The following is a 14,254-nucleotide window of genomic DNA, read 5'->3' on the forward strand; positions in this document are numbered from 1 at the left end:
CCTCCCGCTCCGGGTGCACGAGGTGCCGACCGGGACGCGGGTGCTCGACTGGACGGTGCCGCAGGAGTGGAACATCCGGGAGGCGTACATCGCCGTGCGGCCCGCCAGCAGCCGGGGGGCCGTCCCGGCGGCGTCGCGCCGGGCGGCGGCCGCCAGCAGGGCGGCGAACAGCGGCGCGGGGAGCAGCTGGGAGGCGCTGTACGGGCCGTACCAGAGGGAGTCGGGGACGGCGGCGTGCCAGGGGACCAGCACCAGGTGCCAGAGCACCACGGCGGCGGCCGCCGGGAGGAGCCCCGGCCGCAGGAGCCGCGGGCGGGGGAGCACGCCGTGCCGGACGGCCAGTCCGGTGACCACGCCGAGCAGGAACTGCGGGGTCCTCGTCAGCGGCAGGTAGTCCAGCAGCCAGCCGCGCACCGCCGGGTCGGCGGGCAGCAGGGCGCCGGCCGCCCACAGGGCCGGGCCGAGCGCGGCGCAGAGGGCGGCGAGCGGCAGCCAGGCGCGCCGGCGCGGGGTCAACAGGCGCAGCAGCCACGGGAACAGCAGGTAGAACCAGGCCTCGGCGCCCAGCGACCAGGAGGCCGGGTTGCCGCCGTACACGGTCGGCAGCGCCCACGGGTGCACCAGCGCCAGCGACCAGAGCGCGGCCGCCACCGGCAGCACCGCGCCGAGCGCCGCGTCCGCGCCCAGGGACAGCCCGGTGGTCAGCGCGTGCAGCGGCCAGATCCGGGCGAAGCGGCGGCGGGCGAAGAGCACGTACGGCGCCGGCGCGGCCCCGTACGTCCAGGCCAGCACGAAGCCGGAGAGCACGAAGAAGAACGTCACGCCCGAACGGCCGTACCAGGTGAGCGGGGTGAGCAGCGGGAGCTCGCCGGCCTTGCGGGACAGGTGGTAGAGCACCACCAGCAGGGCGGCCCAGAAGCGCAGCCCGGTGAGCGAGGGCAGGCGGCTGGGGCCGGTCGGGGGCATCGGCGCTCCGGGGGAGGGGACGGGGGCGGCGACCGGGTGAACGAGCGCGGCGGGGCCGAGGTCACGCCGACGACGGTGGCCGGGGCCGGTCCGTCCACCCGTCGGTCGTGCCCGGCGGCTGGTGGCGGAGGCGCGTAGCCTGCTGGGACGGACGGATGGAGGGGCCGATGGCGGTGGAGGAGCAGCGGGCCGGGAGCCGGGTCAGCCGGCCGGAGAACCGGCTGGTCCGGCGCGGGTTCTCCGACCCGGCGCGGGCGGTGCGGCTGTTGGAGGGGCCCGGGCTGGAGGGCCTGGCCGACGACCCCCTGCTGCTGGACGCGCTCGGCGCCACCGCCGACCCCGACCTCGCGCTGCTCGGTCTGGCCCGGCTGCTGGAGGCCGCCGACGAGACCGACCGGCACACCCTGCGCGACACCCTCACCACCTCCAAGCCGCTGCGCGACCGGCTGCTCGGCGTGCTCGGCGTCTCCACCGCGCTCGGCGACCACCTGGCCCGGCACCCGCACGACTGGCACGTGCTGGTCACCTTCGAACTGCGCGACATGCACCCCGGCCCGGAGGACTTCCGCCGCGCCCTCGCCGAGGGCGTCCGGGAGGGTGTCCGGGACGGCGGCCGGGAGGGCGCGCTCGACCCGGCGAACGCGCTGCGGGTGGCCTACCGCCGCTGCCTGCTCGCCATCGCCGCCCGCGACCTCACCGGAACCACCGACCTCCCGCAGACCGCCGCCGAACTCGCCGACCTGGCCGGCGCCACCCTCCAGACCGCCCTGGACCTCGCCGCCGAGCAGGACCCGGAGGCCGCCGCGGCCTGCCGGCTCGCGGTGATCGGCATGGGCAAGTGCGGCGGCCGCGAGCTCAACTACGTCTCGGACGTGGACGTGGTCTTCGTCGCCGAGCCGCGCGAGGGCGTGGACGAGCAGGAGGCGGTCCGGGCCGCCACCCGGCTGGCCGCCGCCCTCACCCGGCTGTGCGCGGACACCACCGGCGAGGGCACCATCTGGCCGGTGGACGCCAACCTGCGCCCCGAGGGCCGCAACGGCCCGCTGGTGCGCACCCTGGCCAGCCACCTCGCCTACTACCAGCGCTGGGCCAAGACCTGGGAGTTCCAGGCGCTGCTCAAGGCCCGCCCGGTCGCCGGGGACGCGGAGCTCGGCGCCGCGTACGTGGCGGCGCTCGCCCCGATGGTCTGGCAGGCCGCCGCCCGGGAGAACTTCGTCGCCGACGTGCAGCAGATGCGCCGCCGGGTGGTCGACTCCATCCCGGCCACCGAGCTGGACCGCCAGCTCAAGCTCGGCCCCGGCGGGCTGCGCGACGTCGAGTTCTCCGTGCAGCTGCTCCAGCTGGTGCACGGCCGCACCGACCCGGCGCTGCGCAGCGGCAACACCCTGGAGGCGCTGGCCGCGCTCTCCCGGGGCGGGTACGTGGGCCGGGCGGACGCCGCCTCGCTGGACGCCGCGTACCGCTTCCTGCGCTCGCTGGAGCACCGCATCCAGCTGTACCGGCTGCGCCGCACCCACCTGATGCCCACCGGGGCCGAGGACCTGCGGCGGCTGGCCCGCTCGCTGGCGGCGCTGATCAACGACGACACCCGGGCCGACCCGGTGGCCGCGCTGCAGCGCGAGTGGAAGCGGCACGCGATGGAGGTCCGGCGGCTGCACGAGAAGCTGTTCTACCGGCCGCTGCTCGACGCCGTCGCCGAACTGCCGCCGGGTGCCACCGGGTTGACCCCGGAAGCGGCCCGGGCCCGGCTGGAGGCGCTGGGCTACGCGGACCCGGCGGCCGCGCTGCGGCACATCAGCGCGCTGGCCTCCGGGGTGAGCCGCAAGGCCGCGATCCAGCGCACCCTGCTGCCGGTGCTGCTCGGCTGGTTCGCCGACTCCGCCGACCCGGACGCCGGGCTGCTCAACTTCCGCCAGGTCTCCGACGCGCTCGGCCGCACCCCCTGGTACCTGCGGCTGCTGCGGGACGAGAGCGCCGCCGCCGAGCAGCTGGCCCGGGTGCTGTCGGCCGGCCGGCTCGCCCCCGACCTGCTGCTGCGCGCCCCCGAGGCGGTGGCCATGCTGGGCGACCCGCAGGGCCTGGAACCGCGCGGCCGGGCCGCGCTGGAGGGCGAGATCCTGGCCGCCGTCGGCCGGGCCGGGTCCACCCACGCGGCCGTGGCCGCGGCCCGCTCGGTGCGCCGCCGGGAGCTGTTCCGCACCGCCGCCGCGGACGTGCTCGGCCGGTTCGGGGAGGACCCGGGCGAGGCCCTGGACGCCGCGGGGGAGGCGCTCACCGCAATCAACGCCGCCACCCTGGGCGGCGCGCTGCGCGCCTGCGTCGCCGGGTGGGAGGCCGAGCACGGGGACCTGCCGACCCGGATCTCGGTGATCGCGATGGGCCGCTTCGGCGGCCACGAACTGGGCTACGGCTCGGACGCGGACGTGCTCTTCGTCCACGAGCCGCTGCTCGGCTCGCTGGAGGAGGAGGCCGCCCGGGCCGCCCAGGCGGTCTGCCACGAGCTGCGCACCCTGCTGGGCGCGCCCTCCACCGAGCCGCCGCTGCTGGTCGACGCCGACCTGCGGCCGGAGGGCCGCAGCGGCCCGCTGGTGCGCACCCTCGCCTCGTACGCGGCCTACTACCGGCGCTGGTCGCACGCCTGGGAGAGCCAGGCGCTGCTGCGGGCCGAGCCGGTGGCCGGGGACGAGGAGCTGGGCGCGCGGTTCCGGCAGCTGATCGACCCGCTGCGCTACCCGGGCGGCGGGGTGCCGGAGCGGGACCTGGTGGAGATCCGCCGGATCAAGGCCCGGATCGAGGCCGAGCGGCTGCCGCGCGGGGCGGACCCGACCACCCACACCAAGATCGGCCGGGGCGGGCTGGCGGACGTCGAGTGGACGGTGCAGCTGCTCCAGCTCCAGCACGGGCACGAGCTGCCGGCCCTGCGCACCACCCGGACCAGGGCGGCGCTGGCGGCCGCGGCGGCGGGCGGGCTGGTCGAGCCGGAGGACGCCGAGGTGCTGGACGCGGCCTGGGTGCTGGCCTCGCGGGTGCGGGCGGCGGTGATGCTGGTGCGCGGGCGGCCCGGGGACAGCTTCCCGGGGGAGGCCCGGGAGCTGGCCGGGGTGGCCCGCTACCTCGGGTACGGCTCCGGGCACAGCGGCGAGCTGCTGGACGACTACCGGCGGACCACCCGGCGGGCCCGGGCGGTGGTGGACCGGCTGTTCTACGGCGTCGGCTGAGCGGTACGGGCGGGCGGCGCAGAGCGGGCGGCCCGGGCCGAGCGGCGCACAAACTCACCGGTACGCGAAAGGGGCCCCTTGCCAGGGGCCCCTCCGAGGTGCGTGCCCCGGCGTCGCCCCGCAGACGCGAGTTTGAAGACGGACCCTAGCGGCGCGCGCTGCTGACCGCGGGCTCGCTCCACTGCTCCGGGACGGTGATCGGCTGCTCGGCCGCCGTCTCCCGGGCGGGCACCCGGGGCAGCTTGTAGACCCACTCGTGGTACAGCCAGCGGGCGGCGAGGAAGCCCAGCGCCAGGCAGAGCAGGCCGCCGACGGCGTCCATCCAGAAGTGGTTGGCGGTGGAGACGATGACCACCAGGGTGGCGGCCGGGTACAGCAGGCCGAGCACCTTGACCCACGTCCGCCGGGCCAGGAAGAAGATCGCCAGACCGCACCACATCGACCAGCCGATGTGCATCGAGGGCATCGCCGCGTACTGGTTGGAGACGTGCGCGGCGGGCCCGGAGGCCATCGAGCCCCAGGTGCCGTGGGTCTTCACGGTGTCGATGAAGCCCCCGTCGGTCATCAGCCGGGGCGGGGCCAGCGGGAAGAAGTAGAAGCCGACCAGGGCGATCCCGGTGGTGACGAACAGCACCGAGCGGGCCGCGACGTAGCGCCCGGGGTGGCGGCGGTAGAGCCAGACCAGGACGCCGATCGTGATCACGAAGTGCAGCGTCGCGTAGTAGTAGTTCATCCCGGTGATGAGCCAGCCGACGCCGTCCACGGCGTGGTTGACCGAGCGCTCGACGGCGATGCCGAGGTGCTGCTCCAGGTCCCAGATCCAGCGCGCGTGCTTCTGGGCTATCGCTTCCTGTTCGGGAACCGCGTTGCGCACGAGCGAGTAGATCCAGTAGCTGATCCCGATCAGGGCCAGCTCGAACCAGATCCGCGGCCGGGCCGGCGAGCGGCGCTGGGCGCTGATGTGGCTGCGCAGGGCGGCGGTACGGGACTGGGCGGCACGGGAGGTTCCCTCGGACAGGCGGCCGGGACCGGCCTTCGCTGCGTCGGAACCGCCACCGCTGGCCGCGTCGGCGCGCCCGGCGTCGCCTCGCTGGATCTCGGTCGGTTCCCCCATGGACGGCAAGTCTGCCAGACCGCTTGTAGCCGTCCGCTCATCCTCTGGAAGTGGATTCTTCACCGGCTGTCCCCCTTGAGGGCTAGGGGCCGGCGCCCACCGGGGTAGGGGGTGCTGGGGGGTTGGGTGCATACCGGTGGGACGGACATACGTCCCATTGTCACGCTCGTCGCTCCAAGGGCGTAATCGGGGTGGCCGGAGGCTGACCGGGGACAGCCGCCACCTGGAATTTCCCGCTACGAAACGGTTTCTGCATCTTGCTGAAACATATTGCAGGCCGCTAGCTTCCTGGGAAATCGATCGCCCCTTCCCCTAAGGGAGCCCTCAGTGGCCGATGCCCCGCTCCGCCCCCGACGGAGCACCGTTCGAACCACGGGCCGCCGCAGACCACCCGGCCGCACGGCCGTCCTGCTGGCCGCCGCACTGACCGCCGCCACCCTCGGCGGCGCCCCCGCGGCCCTCGCCGCCGCCCCGCCGGCCCCGCCCTCGGACGCCGCGCTGGCGGCCACCGCCGGGCGGCACGACCTCACCCGCGAGCAGTTCTACTTCGTCCTGCCCGACCGCTTCGCCAACGGAGACCCCGCCAACGACACGGGCGGCATCACGGGCGGGCGGCTGGAGAACGGCTTCGACCCCGCCGACAAGGGCTTCTACCACGGCGGCGACCTGGCCGGGCTGATCCAGCGGCTCGACTACATCCAGGGCATGGGCACCACCGCGATCTGGATGGCGCCGATCTTCCGGAACAAGCCGGTGCAGGGCAGCGGGGCCGACGCCTCGGCCGGCTACCACGGCTACTGGATCACCGACTTCACCCAGGTCGACCCGCACTTCGGCACCAACGAGCAGCTCAAGGAGCTGATAGCGAAGGCGCACGCCCGCGGCATCAAGGTCTTCTTCGACGTCATCACCAACCACACCGCCGACGTCGTCGACTACGCCGAGAAGCAGTACGGCTACCGCTCCGCCGGCGCCTACCCGACGCTCGACGCGGACGGGAACCCGGTGGACGAGACCGCCGTCGCCGACGCGGGCGCCCCCTGGCCGCGGACCACCAAGGACTCTTTCCCCTACACCCCGGTCTTCCGCACCCCGGCCGACGCCGGGGCCAAGACCCCGTCCTGGCTCAACGACCCGGCGCTGTACCACAACCGGGGCGACTCGACCTTCGCCGGCGAGTCCGCCACCGAGGGCGACTTCAGCGGCCTGGACGACCTCGACACCCAGAACCCCAAGGTGGTGAAGGGCTTCGAGAAGGTCTACCAGCAGTGGGTCAAGGACGCCGGCGTGGACGGCTTCCGGATCGACACCGTCAAGCACGTCAACATGGCGTTCTGGCAGCAGTGGGCCCCCGCGCTCAAGGACTTCGCCGCCAAGCAGGGCAACCGGAAGTTCTTCATGTTCGGCGAGGTCTACTCCGGGGACCCGGCGGTCACCTCGCCGTACGTCACCAAGGGCAGGCTCCAGGCCACCCTGGACTTCCCGTTCCAGGGCGCCGCCCGCTCCTACGTCTCCCAGGGCGGCTCGGCGCGCGCCCTCGCCGACGTCTACGCCCAGGACTACCGCTACACCAGCGCCGACACCGACGCGTACGAGTTGCCGACCTTCCTCGGCAACCACGACATGGGCCGCTTCGGCTCCTTCCTGCTCGCCGACAACCCGGGCGCCGACGAGGCGACGCTGCTGAGGAAGGACCGGCTCGGCAGCGAGCTGCAGTTCCTCACCCGCGGCCAGCCCGTCGTCTACTACGGCGACGAGCAGGGCTTCACCGGCGCGGGCGGCGACAAGGACGCCCGGCAGGACCTGTTCGCCTCGAAGACGCCCTCCTACAACGCCGACCGGGTGCTCGGCGGCGCCGCCGGCCCGGCCGACCGGTACGGGCAGGGCGGCGAGCTCTACCGGGGCCTCGCCGGGCTGGCCGAGCTGCGCCGCGAGAACCCGGCGCTCGCCGACGGCGCCCAGATCGAGCGGTACGCCGCCGACGGCGCGGGCGTCTACGCCTTCTCCCGGATCGACGCCGGGCAGCAGGTCGAGTACCTGGTGGCGGTCAACAACGCCGCCGAGGCGAAGACCGTCACCCTGGACACCTTCTCGGCCGGGATGGGCTTCGACCGGATCTACCCGGCGGCCGGTCCGCGGCTCACCAGCGGCGCCGACCGCAAGGTGACCGTCACCGTCCCGGCGCTGTCCTCGGTCGTCTTCAAGGCGGGCGGCGCGCTCGCGCCCGTCGGCACGGCGCCGCGGCTCTCGGTGCGGCCGCCCGCGGACGGCTCCACCGGGCTGGTCACGGTCGGTGCCGACGTCGACGGCGGCGGCTTCGACCGGGTGAGCTTCGCCGCCCAGATCGGCAACGGCCCCTGGCAGACTCTGGGGACGGCCGACACCGGGAAGTACGCCGTCACCCAGGACCTGGGCGCCGTCGCCCCCGGCACGGTGGTCCGCTACAAGGCCGTCGTGCGGGACTCCAGCGGCCACCTGCGCTCGGCCACCGCGAGCTTCACCACCGGCGCCCCCGCGCCGAAGCCCGCGCCCACGGCCGGCTCCCGCCCGTACGCCGTCGTCCACTACAACCGGCCGGACGGCGACTACGACGGCTGGAACCTCTACGCCTGGGGCGACCTCGCCGACGGCGAGGCCACCCCGTGGCCCGCCGGGCACGCCTTCACCGGGCGGGACGCGTACGGCGCCTTCGCGTACGTGCGGCTGAAGCCGGGCGCCTCGGACGTCGGGTTCATCGTGGAGAAGGACGGCGTCAAGGACGTCGACGCCGACCGGCACCTGGACGTCGGCAGCACCGGCGAGGTCTGGCTGAAGCAGGGCGACCCGGCCGTCCGCACCGCCGACCCGGGGCCGCCGAACAGCCGGCCCGCGAACACCGCCGTCCTCCACTACAACCGGGCCGACGGCGACTACGACGGCTGGGGCCTGCACGACTGGACCGGCGCCGCCACCCCGACCGACTGGGGCAAGCCGCTGACGCCGGTGCGCCGCGACGCCTTCGGCGCCGTCTTCGAGGTGCCGCTGGCCCCCGGCGCGACCAGCCTCAGCTACATCCTGCACAAGGGCAACGACAAGGACCTGCCCACCGACCAGTCACTGGACTTCGCCGTCAACGGCAAGGAGGTCTGGATCCTCGGCGGCCGCGAGGGCTACCTGCTGCCGCAGAGCCCGGCCGCCTCCTCGCAGATCGACCTCACCGGCGCCAAGGCCCAGTGGATCGACGCGCGGACCGTCGTCGTCCCGGCGAACTACGGCGCGGGCGACGACGCCCTGGCCGGCGGCACCAGCGCCCAGCTGGTCTACGACCCGGCGGGCGGCATCAAGGCCGACAAGGGCGCGCTGACCAAGCCCGGCCGGTGGCTGCGGCTCGCCCCGGTCAAGGGCGGGCTGACCGACGCGCAGAAGGCGAAGTACCCGCACCTGACGGGCTACCGGGCCTTCACCGTGGACGCCCGGGACGCCGCCCGCGTCCCGGCCGCGCTGCGCGCCCAGCTGCTGTTCACCGAACACCTGCCCAGCGGCGCCGTGCTGGCCGCCACCGGGGTGCAGGTCCCCGGCGTGCTGGACGACCTGTACGCCGGGCGGACCGGCCGGGTGGACTTCGGACCGGCCCACTACAACGGCAAGGTGGCGCTGTCGCTCTGGGCGCCGACCGCGCAGGAGGTCTCCGTCCAGGTCTTCGACGCCGCCACCGGGGGCACCCCCAGGACGCTGCCGCTGACCCTGGACGACGAGACCGGGGTGTGGGAAGTCGTCCGAGACAAGGGCGAGTTGGACGGCAAGTACTACCTGTACCAGGTGAAGGTCTGGGCGCCCTCGGTGCAGCAGGTGGTGGTCAACACCGTCACCGACCCGTACTCGGTGGCGCTGTCCACCGACTCCCGGCGCAGCCTGGTCGCCGACCTCGACGCCAAGGAGCTCAAGCCCGCGGGCTGGGACGACCACGCCCGCCCGCAGGCCGTCCCGGCGGGGCAGCAGCAGATCCAGGAGCTGCACGTCCGGGACTTCTCGGTCGAGGACCCCACCGTCCCGGCCGCCGAGCGCGGCACCTACCTGGCGTTCACCGAGTCCGACTCGGCCGGGATGAAGCACCTGCGGGAGCTCGCGGCGGCCGGGGTGACCACGGTGCACCTGCTGCCGACCTTCGACATCGCCACCGTCCGGGAGAACCGGGCGGACCAGAAGCTGCCGGCCTGCGACCTCAAGGCGCTGCCGAAGGACGGCCCGGCGCAGCAGGAGTGCGTGGCGGCCGTGGCCGCCGAGGACGCGTACAACTGGGGCTACGACCCGCTGCACTACAACGTGCCGGAGGGCTCTTATGCCGCCGTGACGGACCCTGGGGGCACCTCCGGGCCGGAGGCCGGGGGAGGGGCGGCCCGGACCGTGCAGTTCCGGCGGATGGTGCAGGCGATGCACGCGGCCGGGCTGCGGGTGGTGCTCGACGTGGTCTACAACCACACCGCCGCCAGTGGCCAGGCCGAGCACTCGGTGCTGGACCGGGTGGTTCCCGGCTACTACCAGCGGCTGGACGCCAACGGCAAGGTGACGGCGGACAGTTGCTGCGCCGACACGGCGCCCGAGCACGCCATGATGAACCGGCTGGTGGTCGACTCGGTGACGCTGTGGGCGCGCGAGTACAAGGTGGACGGCTTCCGCTTCGACCTGATGGGCCTGGACCCGAAGTCCACCATGCTGGACGTGCAGTCCGCGCTGCGGAGGATGACGCCGGACTCGGACGGCGTGGACGGGAGGAACGTCCTCCTGTACGGCGAGGGCTGGAACTTCGGCGTGGTCGCGAACGACGCCCGGTTCGAGCAGGCCACCCAGGCCAACATGGCCGGCACCGGCATCGCCACCTTCGACGACCGGATCCGGGACGCCGCCCGCGGCGGCAACTTCATGCTCGACTCCGCCCCGCAGCAGGGCTTCGCCTCGGGCCTGTACAGCGACCCGAACGGCTCGGCCGCGAACGGCACTCCGGAGGAGCAGAAGGCCCGGCTGCTGCACCAGATGGACCAGCTGAAGGTCGGGCTGACCGGCAACCTGGCCGGCTACTCCTTCACCGACAGCTCCGGCAAGCCCGTCACCGGCGCGCAGGTCGACTACAACGGCGCCCCGACGGGGTACGCGGCCGCGCCGGGCGAGGCGGTGGAGTACGTGGACGCCCATGACAACACCGACCTCTTCGACGCGCTCGCGTACAAGCTGCCGACCGGCACCGCGCCCGCCGACCGGGCCCGGATGCAGGCGCTCGGGCTCTCGCTGACCACGCTCACCCAGGGCGCGGGCTTCGCCCAGGCGGGCAGCGACCTGCTGCGCTCCAAGTCGCTCGACTCCAACTCCTACGACTCGGGGGACTGGTTCAACGCGATCCACTGGGACGCCGCGGACGGCAACGGCTGGGGCCGCGGCCTGCCGACGGCGAAGGACAACCAGGGGCAGTGGCCGGCCGCCCGCTCGCTGCTGGCCGACCCCCGGCTGACGGTGGGTGCGGCCGACATCCGGGCGACCTCCGCGCAGTACCAGGAGTTCCTGCGGATCAAGCGGTCCTCGCCGCTGTTCTCGCTGCCCACCCTGGCGGCCGTCCAGCAGCGGCTCTCCTACCCGCTCTCCGGTACCGCCGGTGAGACGCCCGGGGTGATCACCCTGCACCTGGACGGCACCGGGCTGCCGGGGGCGGAGAAGGGGATCACGGTGGTCTTCAACGCCACGCCCACGGCGCAGGCGCAGACCGTGCCGGCGCTGAAGGGCACCGGCCAGGTCCTGCACCCCGTCCAGGCGGGCGGGGCGGACCGGGTGGTCCAGCGGTCCGGCTTCGACGCCGGGACGGGCACCTTCACCGTGCCGGGCCGCACCGTGGCGGTGTTCGTCCAGCACTGATTCGTACACCCCGACAACTCCCGGGCCCCGTACCACTGTTCAGGTGGTGCGGGGCCCGGCTCCGTCCGGCGGGGGCTCGGGCTCGGCCGGGGGGTTCGGGCTCGGCCTGGGGTTCGGGCTCGGCCCGGGGGACGGGCCGGTTCCGTTCCGGACGGACAATGGCCGGAAAGCTCCGGTGGCACGGCCGGAACTGTGACGTGCCGGGCCCGTCGGGCGCTGCGGGCCACCCGCCGCGGCCGGGAGCCGCCCTGAGTGCTGGTCACCGACCGCCGGTAGTGATCGAACTTTGCCCGGGGCATGAAAACCGTGTTCACGAGTTCGTCGTGGGGTAACACAACTGACGGACCGACCTGCATACGGTTTCGGTAATTAATCGGCCAATCAGTGGCATGCATCTGTCATTAACGGCTCGTTTGCTGCCACGATTCCTCCGGCTGTAGACGAGGGGGCCCCACCCCCCGGTGCAGCTGGTCCAGTTCAGGTGCAGCGCGTCCCGACCCTGCAACGAGTTGTGAGCACCGCATCCGCACTCCCGTCGTACCCGGCGGGGGCCCCCACTGCGCCGCAACCGCGGCCCAGGTTTTCTCTCCACCGTGCGCGACCCAGCGCCGGTCGGAAAAGGAGTCCGCATGTCCCGTTACGCTCACGCCCGGAAGGCGGCGGTTGTCATGGCCGCCTCCACCGCGCTGCTGGTCACCGGCATACCGGTGATCGCCCAGGCGGCCACGCCGGACGCGCCGGCCGCCGTCGCGGCCCAGCAGGCGAGCCGCGCCCAGCTGATCTCCTCCGCGAACCAGCAGACCGCCTCCCTCGCCCAGAGCCTGGGCCTGAGCGGCGAGGAGAAGCTGGTCACCAAGGACGTCATCCAGGACGCGGACGGCACCCGCCACCTGCGGTACGAGCGCACCCTCAACGGACTGCCCGTCCTGGGTGGGGACCTGGTGGTGCACCAGGCGCCCACCGGTGCGACCAAGAGCGTCGACCGGGCCAGTACCGCCCCGCTGGGCGGCGTGAGCACCACGCCGAAGCTGGCCGCGCCGGCCGCGCAGAGCGCCGCGCTCGCCGCCGAGCAGGGCACCGCGGTCGAGACCGCGCCGCGCCTGGTCGTCTGGGCCGCCGACAACAACCCGCGGCTCGCCTGGGAGACCGTCGTCGCCTCCACCAAGGCCGACGGCACCCCGAGCAAGATGCACGTCGTCACCGACGCCACCAGCGGCCAGGTCATCCAGCAGTGGGACGGCATCGAGACCGGCTCCGGCAAGGGCGTCTTCGTCGGCAGCGTCACCATCGGCACGACCCAGTCCGGGTCGAACTTCCAGCTGAAGGACGCCGCCCGCGGCAACGGGTACACCACCAACCTGAACCACGGGACCTCGGGTTCCGGCACCCTGTACAGCAAGTCCACGGACAGCTGGGGCGACGGCACCGTCAACAACGGCGAGTCCGCCGCGGTCGACGCCCACTTCGGCGTCGCGTCCACCTGGGATTACTACAAGAACACCTTCGGCCGCAACGGCATCCGCAACGACGGTGTCGGCGCCTACAGCCGCGTCCACTACGGCAACAACTACGTGAACGCGTTCTGGGACGACTCCTGCTTCTGCATGACCTACGGCGACGGCGCCAACAACACCGCGCCGCTGACCGAGTTGGACGTCGCGGGCCACGAGATGAGCCACGGCGTCACCTCGGCCACCGCGAACCTGACCTACTCGGGCGAGTCCGGCGGCCTCAACGAGGCCACCTCGGACATCTTCGGCTCGATGGTCGAGTTCTCCGCCAACATCCCGAGCGACAACCCCGACTACCTGATCGGTGAGTTGATCGACATCAACGGGAACGGCACCCCGCTGCGCTACATGGACAAGCCCTCCAAGGACGGCGCCTCGGCGGACTACTGGTACTCGGGCGTCGGCAACAAGGACGTCCACTACTCGTCCGGTGTCGCCAACCACTTCTTCTACCTGCTGGCCGAGGGCAGCGGCGCGAAGGTGATCAACGGCGTCAGCTACGACTCGCCGACCCAGGGCAACATCACGGTCACCGGCATCGGCCGGGACAAGGCCGCGGCCGTCTGGTACAAGGCCCTGACCACCTACATGACCTCCAACACCAACTACGCCGCGGCGCGCACCGCGACGGAGAAGGCGGCCACCGACCTGTACGGCGCCGGCAGCGCCGAGGTGATCGCGGTCGGCACCGCCTGGGCGGGCGTCAACGTCGGCACGGCGCCCAACCCGAGCGGCGTCACCGTCACCAACCCGGGCAACCAGTCCACCGCCGTCGGCGGCGCGGTCAACCTGGCGATCAAGGCCACCGGTGGCACCGCCCCGCTGTCCTACTCGGCCACCGGCCTGCCGACCGGTCTGTCGATCAACTCCTCCACCGGCGTGATCAGCGGGACCGCGTCCACCGCGGGCACCTACAACGTGACCGTCACGGCGAAGGACTCGGCCGGCAAGACCGGAACCACCAGCTTCACCTGGACGGTGTCCACGGGTGGCGGCGGCTGCACGCCGGCGCAGCTGCTGGGCAACGAGGGCTTCGAGTCGGGCACGGCCACGCCGTGGACGGCGTCCTCCGGCGTGGTGGACAACAGTGCCTCGCAGGCGGCGCACGGCGGTTCGTGGAAGGCGTGGCTGAACGGCTACGGCAGCACCCACTCGGACTCGCTGTCGCAGACGGTGAGTATCCCGGCGGGCTGCAAGGCGACTCTGAGCTTCTGGCTGCACATCGACACCGCCGAGTCGGGCAGCACCGTGTACGACAAGCTGACCGTCTCGGTCAACGGGACCACGCTGAAGACCTACTCCAACGTGGACGCCGCGGCCGGCTACCAGCAGCGCAGCTTCGACCTGTCGGCCTACGCGGGCCAGACGGTCACGGTGAAGTTCTCCGGGACCGAGGACGCCTCGCTGCAGACCAGCTTCGTGATCGACGACACCGCCGTCCAGACCGGCTGAGCCCGGACCGGTCCCTGACGGGCCGGTGAACCAGGACAGGTGAGGGGCCCGGTGGCTACGGCTGCCGGGCCCTTGTCGTGCCGTCCTGTCCGGTCGTGCCGTCCGGCCCGGGT

At 73.4% G+C, this 14,254-nt stretch carries 4 protein-coding genes and 2 pseudogenes; 4 read left to right on the forward strand and 2 right to left on the reverse strand.

From position 1 onward, the window contains the following. A pseudogene (locus ABZW03_RS07850) lies at window positions 1-94 on the forward strand (DUF4910 domain-containing protein); the annotation flags it as partial. 53 nt (window positions 95-147) lie between these two features. On the opposite strand, the pseudogene ABZW03_RS07855 reads toward ABZW03_RS07850, so the two are convergent. Then, window positions 148-966, reverse strand: a pseudogene (locus ABZW03_RS07855) (acyltransferase); the annotation flags it as partial. A 167-nt stretch (window positions 967-1,133) separates the two neighbouring features. On the opposite strand from ABZW03_RS07855, the gene ABZW03_RS07860 reads away from it, so the two are divergent. Next, on the forward strand, window positions 1,134-4,184 hold the full coding sequence (locus ABZW03_RS07860) for a bifunctional [glutamine synthetase] adenylyltransferase/[glutamine synthetase]-adenylyl-L-tyrosine phosphorylase (protein WP_355253688.1): 3,051 nt from the start codon (window positions 1,134-1,136) through the stop codon (window positions 4,182-4,184). 145 nt (window positions 4,185-4,329) lie between these two features. Here the strand turns inward: ABZW03_RS07860 and ABZW03_RS07865 are convergent, their stop codons facing one another. Then, entirely contained in the window at window positions 4,330-5,298 is a 969-nt protein-coding gene (locus ABZW03_RS07865) for a phosphatase PAP2 family protein (RefSeq protein WP_355253690.1), read from the reverse strand. A gap of 327 nt (window positions 5,299-5,625) precedes the next feature. On the opposite strand from ABZW03_RS07865, the gene pulA reads away from it, so the two are divergent. Together pulA and ABZW03_RS07875 are read left to right on the forward strand one after the other, a co-directional pair. Beyond that, window positions 5,626-11,178: a pullulanase-type alpha-1,6-glucosidase gene (gene pulA, locus ABZW03_RS07870; RefSeq protein ID WP_355253692.1), complete on the forward strand. Its 5,553-nt coding sequence runs from the start codon at window positions 5,626-5,628 to the stop codon at window positions 11,176-11,178. A gap of 629 nt (window positions 11,179-11,807) precedes the next feature. Continuing rightward, on the forward strand, window positions 11,808-14,141 hold the full coding sequence (locus ABZW03_RS07875) for a M4 family metallopeptidase (RefSeq protein WP_355253694.1): 2,334 nt from the start codon (window positions 11,808-11,810) through the stop codon (window positions 14,139-14,141). Window positions 14,142-14,254 lie beyond the last annotated feature (113 nt).

The organism is Kitasatospora sp. NPDC004799 (assembly GCF_040609095.1).
In the GTDB taxonomy this organism is placed as follows: Bacteria; Actinomycetota; Actinomycetes; order Streptomycetales; family Streptomycetaceae; genus Kitasatospora.